Origin of the sequence: Klebsiella sp. GL120222-02 (assembly GCF_003097195.1) — a bacterium.
Lineage (GTDB): Bacteria > Pseudomonadota > Gammaproteobacteria > Enterobacterales > Enterobacteriaceae > Klebsiella > Klebsiella variicola.
The window spans coordinates 96,781-104,410 of sequence record NZ_QEQO01000013.1 but is presented as its reverse complement, the minus strand read 5'-3'; the positions used below and the strand labels follow the sequence as shown (position 1 = coordinate 104,410).

General features: G+C 52.9%; 7 protein-coding genes. 4 read left to right on the top strand and 3 right to left on the bottom strand.

The genetic code is table 11. The annotated features are described in order from the left end of the window. Positions 1–163 precede the first annotated feature (163 nt). Both mobB and mobA read right to left on the bottom strand, forming a co-directional pair. Positions 164–670 (bottom strand): molybdopterin-guanine dinucleotide biosynthesis protein MobB, encoded by a 507-nt coding sequence (gene mobB, locus N438_RS26425; RefSeq protein ID WP_048964064.1) that lies wholly within the window; start codon positions 668–670, stop codon positions 164–166. Beyond that, positions 667–1,248: a molybdenum cofactor guanylyltransferase MobA gene (mobA, locus tag N438_RS26420; RefSeq protein WP_008807920.1), complete on the bottom strand. Its 582-nt coding sequence runs from the start codon at positions 1,246–1,248 to the stop codon at positions 667–669. Before mobA ends, mobB begins: the two co-directional genes overlap by 4 nt. Positions 1,249–1,319: 71 nt before the next feature. Between mobA and N438_RS26415 the strand changes: the two genes are divergently transcribed. From N438_RS26415 to dsbA, 3 genes are all read left to right on the top strand, one after another. Beyond that, a complete protein-coding gene (locus N438_RS26415) occupies positions 1,320–1,589 on the top strand; it encodes a YihD family protein (protein ID WP_012543292.1) in 270 nt (89 codons plus the stop codon). A gap of 75 nt (positions 1,590–1,664) precedes the next feature. Then, complete coding sequence (locus N438_RS26410; protein WP_008807918.1) at positions 1,665–2,651, top strand: serine/threonine protein kinase; 987 nt, start codon at positions 1,665–1,667, stop codon at positions 2,649–2,651. Between the two features lie 27 nt (positions 2,652–2,678). Beyond that, positions 2,679–3,302: a thiol:disulfide interchange protein DsbA gene (dsbA, locus tag N438_RS26405; RefSeq protein WP_008807917.1), complete on the top strand. Its 624-nt coding sequence runs from the start codon at positions 2,679–2,681 to the stop codon at positions 3,300–3,302. 49 nt (positions 3,303–3,351) lie between these two features. Here the strand turns inward: dsbA and N438_RS26400 are convergent, their stop codons facing one another. Further along, the gene (locus tag N438_RS26400; protein WP_008807916.1) at positions 3,352–4,251 is read right to left on the bottom strand and encodes an acyltransferase; all 900 of its coding nucleotides are present in this window, start codon (positions 4,249–4,251) and stop codon (positions 3,352–3,354) included. Positions 4,252–4,647: 396 nt separating this feature from the next. Here N438_RS26400 and polA point away from each other — a divergent pair, with 396 nt between their 5' ends. Further along, positions 4,648–7,440, top strand: a complete 2,793-nt coding sequence (polA, locus tag N438_RS26395) for a DNA polymerase I (RefSeq protein ID WP_044643215.1) — start codon at positions 4,648–4,650, stop codon at positions 7,438–7,440. The last annotated feature ends 190 nt before the right edge of the window (positions 7,441–7,630 follow it).

The following is a 7,630-nucleotide window of genomic DNA, read 5'->3' as shown; positions in this document are numbered from 1 at the left end:
ATGTCTCCCCGGTGGCGCTGCGCTTACCGGGGCTACGGATTCGCACCCGCCCTGCACGACCTGTAGCCCGGACAAGGTGCGCAGCACCGCCTCCGGGGAGGCCCCTGTCTGCTGATGCCATTCATTAACGTCTGTGTTAAGAAGCAACCCTACCGATAAACTGCTAATGCCTCTCTAACCAATTCGCAATAAATGTCGCGATCTGTTGAATATCATTTAAATCCAACTGCGGAAGCGAGGTCGCGATGGGCATATCGCTGGCCACGGCGATGGTATGTTCATCAATTATCAGCTCTTCTACACGATGGCCGCTGTTTTGCCGAAAAAGTAGGATCTTCGGCACGGGTTCATGTTTGAACCCCTCCACTAAAACCAGGTCCAGTTTGCTGACATCCATTCGACTGACAAGCCACGTGAGATCTAATTCCGGCGTCTCTGGCGTCTCCGTCATCAACGCCCAGCGCTGTTCGCTGGCGACAATGGTCTGCGCAGCGCCCGCCTTACGTAATTCATAGCTATCTTTGCCGGGCTTATCGACGTCCATATCATGATGGGTATGTTTTATCAGCCCGGGACGCAGACCTCTGACACAAAGCTCAGGGATAAGACGCTTTAATAATGTTGTTTTTCCGGTACCGCTCCATGCGGCTATCGCCAGTAATGGGGTCATGATGGCTCCTGCATTTGCTGCAAATCTTCAAGCGTATTTACATTGATGAACGCTGATTTCACATCGCTGAAATTCACCGGGCGCCCACCCACTTGTCGCATAAAGACCATCACCCTGCGCTCTCCATGAGCCAGATAAGCCTCCAGTTCCGGAATGATTTGACGATGAACTAATGCAACGGCGGGATGATCCCGTTCGCCGTCATGGGCCCAAACGACCGGCGCGGCCCCTCTCTGCTGGATAAAGCGCTCCACCAAAAAGGACGGAATGAACGGCGTGTCGCAGGGGCAAAAAACAAACCATGGGCTCGCGACCTGCTGCATCACAGCAAGCATTCCGGCTAGCGGCCCCTGATAACCCTCCTGTATGTCTCGAAAGACCGGATATCCGCTGGCACGCCACTGTTCAAGATGACGATTGGCGCTAATGACTAACTCATCTACCTGCGGGGCTAATGTCTCCGCGACGTGACGCCAGAGAGGGCGACCATTTAGCGCCTGTAATCCTTTATCAATGCCGCCCATTCGCGTGGCTTTGCCGCCTGCCAGCACGACGCCGGTTATCGCCTCGCTTTGCATCTGAATATCGCCTCTTTCATTGTGGGATTGACCCTGTTAACTTGTCCCTATCAAGAGTAAGGAGCATGACCATGAAATGTAAACGTCTGAATGAAGTAATTGAACTCCTCCAGCCTGCCTGGCAGAAAGAGCCTGAACTGAATCTGATGCAATTTTTGCAGAAACTGGCGAAAGAGGCTGGCTATGAAGGCGAACTGAGCGATCTTTCCGACGATATTCTGATCTATCACCTGAAGATGCGTGACTCTTCTAAAGATGCCGTCATTCCTGGTATTCAGAAGGATTATGAAGAGGACTTTAAAACCGCGCTGCTGCGCGCCCGCGGGGTAATAAAAGAGTAAAAGGTTGTAAGCGCTGCCGCGTAAAGTGCAATGAGATGATATCCTGAACTATTCGTACGATTATCGGATGTCAGGATGCACGATAAGGCTTTTACTTTTCAGACGCTTCGCCCGGATACCATTATCGATGGGTTATTCGATCTGGGTATGCGGGTGGACTCCGGTCTCACCCCGCTAAACAGCTATGAGAACCGCGTTTATCAGTTCCAGGACGAAGAGCGCCATCGCTATGTGGTAAAGTTCTATCGTCCTGAGCGCTGGTCCGCAGAACAGATCCTTGAAGAACACCAGTTTGCACTTCAGCTTGTAGAAGATGAAGTGCCCGTTGCTGCGCCGCTCTTCTTTAACGACAGCACGCTTCATCAGCATCAGGGATTCTACTTTGCCGTTTTCCCAAGCCTTGGCGGTCGTCAGTTCGAAGCGGATAACCTTGATCAGATGGAATGGGTTGGCCGCTATCTGGGGCGCCTGCACCAGACGGGCCGCAAACAGCGCTTTACTGCCCGCCCGGAAATTGGCGTCCAGGAGTACCTGCTGGAACCGCGCCAGGTGTTTGAACAGGCGACGCTGATCCCCTCTGGCCTGAAGGCCGATTTCCTGAAGGCGACCGATAAACTCATTGCTGCCGTCATGGAGCAATGGCACGGCCGCGGGAACACGTTACGCCTGCACGGTGACTGCCATGCGGGTAATATCCTCTGGCGCGACGGGCCACTGTTTGTCGACTTAGACGATGCGCGAACCGGCCCGGCGATTCAGGATCTGTGGATGCTGCTCAACGGTGATAAGGCTGAACAGCGTATGCAGCTGGAGACCATTGTCGAGGCCTATGAGGAATTCAGCCCCTTTAACAGCGATGAAATCGCGCTAATTGAACCTTTACGCGCTATGCGACTGGTTTATTATCTGGCGTGGTTGCTCAGACGCTGGGACGATCCCGCTTTCCCGGTCAATTTCCCCTGGTTAACCGGGGAGGATTACTGGCGGGGGCAGACGTCGACTTTTCTTGAGCAGGTGAAGGTTCTACAGGAACCCCCTCTTCAGTTAACGCCAATGTATTAATGTGATATATCCAGGAGAGAGTAAATCATGAAAAAAGTTTGGCTGGCGCTGGCTGGTATGATTCTGGCTTTTAGTGCATCCGCTGCCCAGATCACCGATGGCAAGCAGTACATCACCCTTGATAAGCCGATTGCTGGCGAGCCGCAGGTGCTCGAGTTCTTCTCATTCTACTGCCCGCACTGCTACCAGTTTGAAGAAGTGCTGCATGTTTCTGACAATGTGCGTCAGAAACTGCCGGAAGGCACCAAAATGACCAAATACCACGTTGAGTTCCTGGGCCCTCTGGGCAAGGATCTGACGCAGGCGTGGGCGGTGGCCATCGCGCTGGGTGTTGAAGATAAAATTACTGCGCCGATGTTCGAAGCCGTGCAGAAAACCCAGACCGTGCAGAGCGTGGCTGACATTCGTAAAGTGTTTGTCGACGCTGGCGTGAAAGGGGAAGACTACGATGCCGCATGGAATAGCTTCGTGGTGAAATCTCTGGTCGCTCAGCAAGAGAAAGCGGCAGCCGATCTGCAGCTGCAGGGGGTACCGGCTATGTATGTTAATGGTAAATACCAGCTGAACCCGCAGGGGATGGACACCAGCAATATGGATGTCTTCGTTGCTCAGTATGCGGATACCGTGAAGCAACTGGTAGAGAAGAAATAAAAAAAACGCCGGTCACTGACCGGCGTTACCTTAGCTGTTCTGGCAGTGACTATCTTTCTTTGTCCCGCATGATGTCAGTCAACTGACGGTCTTTCTCTTCCCATAGCCCATTGAGCCAGCGCTGGAAGCCGCGCTTAAAGTTCTTATCGTTAACGTAATCGCCGTGCAGCTCTTCACCAATAGGAACCAGATTGATACGTACTACAATGCGCGTCAGGCGGCCGCTTAACATATCGTAAAACGGCTTTGTATTATTCTCCGGGTAGCACAGCGTGACATTCAGTAGTTTATCGAACTGCGAACCGAGCACGTTTAACGCCATGGCGATACCTGCCGCTTTAGGCGGTAGCAGGTTATCGTAAGGCGAGCGCGTCTCGTGCTTTTTGGCTTCGGTAAAACGCGAGCCTTCCACAAAATTGACGATAGTCGTCGGATGCGCGCGAAATTTTTCACATGAACGGCGGGTGGTTTCGACATCTTTACCGCGGCGTTCCGGGTGTCTAATAAGGTAACTGCGTGAATAGCGGCGCATAAAGGGCATATCCAACGCCCAGCAGGCGAGGCCGATGAAGGGTACCCACGCCAGCTGTTGTTTAAGGAAGTACTTATTCATCGGAATATGCTTGCGGAACAGCACGCACAGCACCACGATATCTGCCCAGCTATGGTGGTTACTGATCAGCAGATACCAGTTCTTTTTATTTAAGCCTTCCAGACCCTCGACGTCCCATTTAAGCCAGGGATTGAGATGCAACAGCAGCGCCAGCCCTTCGCACCAGCAATACATCATAAAATTGCAAAAAACAGATATAGAGCGCCATACCGCTGGAATGGGGACCAGCAGTTTAATCAGCCCGGCGACGATGATCGGTACAGAGCAGATAATGGTGACTAAGATGGTTAAGGCGATACTCAGCGGAAGTGTTATCGCAGCGAGTAATCTCGACATAGTTAGTTTATTCAGAAAGTTAGGCTGACAAAGAGCGCCTTTAAGCTGCGCAAGGGGCTGATTTTACCAGAAAACGCGGCAAATGACGGGTCTTACGAGAACAGAAAAAAACAAGGATCTTCTATCCACATGGAACATTGGGTCATCAAATTGATGCCAGGATCGTCGATCTGTTTTTAATTAACTGATATATAAAGAGTAATAGTATTTGTTCATTTATTTTCAGGGGCGGTAAAGCTGACGCTGTAAAACTATACACAAAGTTATCCACAAGCAAAGTTCTTATGCGATCGCGACGATCGTTGAATCTTTTCCGCGAAATGCGGGAAAAATTCAGGATTTCATGCCCGTCTGTGGCATCCTTTACCCATAATCTGATAAACAGGCACGGAAATTATGGTTCAGATCCCAGAAAACCCTCTCATCCTCGTTGACGGCTCATCCTATCTTTATCGGGCGTATCATGCGTTTCCGCCGCTGACTAACAGCGCAGGGGAGCCGACCGGGGCTATGTACGGCGTACTGAATATGCTGCGCAGTTTGATCCTGCAGTATCAACCGACTCACGCCGTCGTGGTCTTTGATGCGAAAGGGAAAACCTTCCGTGATGAATTGTTCGAACATTACAAGTCCCACCGCCCGCCGATGCCGGACGATCTGCGCGCGCAGATTGAGCCGTTGCATAAGATGGTGAAAGCGATGGGGCTGCCGCTAATGGCGGTTCCGGGTGTTGAAGCCGACGATGTGATTGGCACCCTGGCGCGGGAAGCGGAAAGGGCGGGTCGTCCGGTGCTGATCAGCACCGGTGATAAAGACATGGCTCAGCTGGTGACGCCGGGGATCACCCTAATCAATACCATGACTAACACCATCCTTGGACCGGATGAGGTGGTCTCCAAGTATGGCGTCCCGCCGGAGCTGATTATCGATTTCCTGGCACTGATGGGCGACTCTTCGGATAACATTCCTGGCGTGCCGGGCGTGGGCGAGAAGACCGCCCAGGCGCTGCTGCAAGGCCTTGGCGGCCTTGATACGCTGTATGCGGAACCGGAGAAAATTGCTGCACTGAGCTTCCGCGGCGCGAAAACGATGGCGGCGAAGCTGGAGCAGAACAAGGACGTGGCTTATCTCTCTTATCAGCTGGCGACCATTAAAACCGACGTCGAGCTGGAGCTCACGTGCGAAGAGCTGGAGGTGCAGCCTCCGGCGGCTGACGATCTGCTGGCGCTGTTCAGGCAGTATGAGTTTAAGCGCTGGACAACCGACGTCGAGGCCGGGAAATGGCTGCAAGCGAAGGGCGGCAAACCGGCCGCTAAACCTGCAGAGCCTGCGGCAGCGGCACAGGCAGAAGCAGAGGATGAACCGGCCTCCGCCCTTTCAGCAGAGCACTACGTCACTATCCTTGATGAGGCCACGCTGGTCACCTGGATCGATAAGCTGAAGCAAGCGCCGCTCTTTGCCTTTGATACGGAAACCGACAGCCTGGATAATATCTCTGCCAATATGGTCGGTCTTTCATTCGCGGTTGAGCCTGGCGTGGCCGCCTATGTCCCTGTGGCGCATGATTATCTTGATGCACCGGATCAGATCCCCCGCGAGCGCGTACTGGCGTTACTTAAACCGCTGCTGGAGGATGAGAAGCTGCTCAAGGTCGGGCAAAATCTCAAATACGATCGCGGTATTTTGGCCAACTATGACATTGAGCTGCGCGGGATTGCGTTCGATACCATGCTGGAATCCTACATTCTCGACAGCGTGGCGGGCCGCCACGATATGGACAGTCTTTCCGACCGCTGGCTGAAGCATAAAACCATTACCTTTGAAGAGATCGCTGGTAAAGGTAAGAACCAGCTCACCTTTAACCAGATTGCACTGGAGGAGGCTGGCCGCTACGCGGCGGAAGATGCCGACGTCACGCTCCAGCTGCATCTGAAGATGTGGCCGAAGCTGCAGCAGCATGAAGGTCCGCTGAATATCTTTAAGCATATCGAAATGCCGCTGGTGCCGGTGCTGTCTCGGGTTGAGCGCAATGGTGTGAAAATCGACCCTGCCGTGCTGCATGCGCATTCCCAGGAGATCGCCCAGCGTCTGGTTGAGCTGGAGCAGCGCGCACATGAGATTGCCGGGGAAGCGTTTAATCTCTCCTCCACTAAACAGCTGCAAACGATCCTGTTTGAGAAACAGGGTATCAAGCCGCTGAAGAAAACGCCGGGTGGCGCGCCATCCACGTCTGAAGAGGTCCTGGAGGAGCTGGCGCTGGATTATCCGTTGCCAAAAGTGATTCTGGAGTATCGCGGGCTGGCGAAACTGAAGTCGACCTATACCGATAAACTGCCGCTGATGATTAACCCTAAAACGGGGCGCGTGCATACCTCCTATCATCAGGCGGTCACTGCCACTGGCCGTTTGTCGTCTACCGATCCAAACCTGCAAAATATTCCAGTGCGTAACGAAGAAGGACGGCGCATTCGCCAGGCGTTTATCGCGCCGGAAGATTACGTCATTGTCTCAGCGGACTACTCGCAAATCGAACTGCGTATTATGGCGCACCTGTCGCGGGATAAAGGCCTGCTGACCGCCTTCGCTGAAGGGAAAGATATTCACCGGGCGACGGCGGCTGAAGTGTTTGGCTTACCACTGGACAGCGTCAGCAGCGAACAGCGCCGCAGTGCGAAAGCCATCAACTTCGGTCTGATCTACGGCATGAGCGCCTTCGGCCTGGCCCGCCAGCTGAACATCCCGCGTAAAGAAGCACAGAAGTATATGGATCTTTATTTCGAGCGTTACCCGGGCGTCCTGGAGTATATGGAGCGCACCCGCGCTCAGGCGAAAGAGCAAGGGTATGTTGAAACGCTGGATGGCCGTCGACTCTATCTGCCGGATATTAAATCCAGCAATGGTGCCCGTCGCGCCGGCGCGGAACGTGCGGCGATCAACGCCCCGATGCAGGGGACTGCGGCAGACATTATCAAGCGGGCGATGATTGCTGTTGATGAATGGCTGCGGAAGGAGCAACCTCGCGTGCGGATGATCATGCAGGTTCACGATGAACTGGTCTTTGAAGTGCATAAAGATGAGCTCAATGCCGTGTCGAAAAAAATCCATGAACTGATGGAGAACAGCACTACGCTGGCGGTGCCGCTGCTGGTGGAAGTCGGTAGTGGCGAAAACTGGGATCAAGCGCACTAAGTATACAAAGCGCAAAGCGATTTTCTGTAAGTAAGCAACATAACTTATAGCGTTTTGTGAGGATCATTTGAATTTGCTATGTAAATAGTGAAAAAAAACTACAAAAAATGCTTTATCCGTGAGCGAAAGAAGAGTAGAGTTAATCGCGTAGGGTACAGAGGTAAGATGTTCTATCTTTCAGACCTTTTAC

What these genes read in the sequence shown, in the direction of transcription:
- mobB (WP_048964064.1), bottom strand. Translation starts at nt 670, where the DNA reads ATGACCCCATTACTGGCGATAGCCGCATGGAGCGGTACCGGAAAAACA.
- mobA (WP_008807920.1), bottom strand. Translation starts at nt 1,248, where the DNA reads ATGCAAAGCGAGGCGATAACCGGCGTCGTGCTGGCAGGCGGCAAAGCC.
- N438_RS26415 (WP_012543292.1), top strand. Translation starts at nt 1,320, where the DNA reads ATGAAATGTAAACGTCTGAATGAAGTAATTGAACTCCTCCAGCCTGCC.
- N438_RS26410 (WP_008807918.1), top strand. Translation starts at nt 1,665, where the DNA reads ATGCACGATAAGGCTTTTACTTTTCAGACGCTTCGCCCGGATACCATT.
- dsbA (WP_008807917.1), top strand. Translation starts at nt 2,679, where the DNA reads ATGAAAAAAGTTTGGCTGGCGCTGGCTGGTATGATTCTGGCTTTTAGT.
- N438_RS26400 (WP_008807916.1), bottom strand. Translation starts at nt 4,251, where the DNA reads ATGTCGAGATTACTCGCTGCGATAACACTTCCGCTGAGTATCGCCTTA.
- polA (WP_044643215.1), top strand. Translation starts at nt 4,648, where the DNA reads ATGGTTCAGATCCCAGAAAACCCTCTCATCCTCGTTGACGGCTCATCC.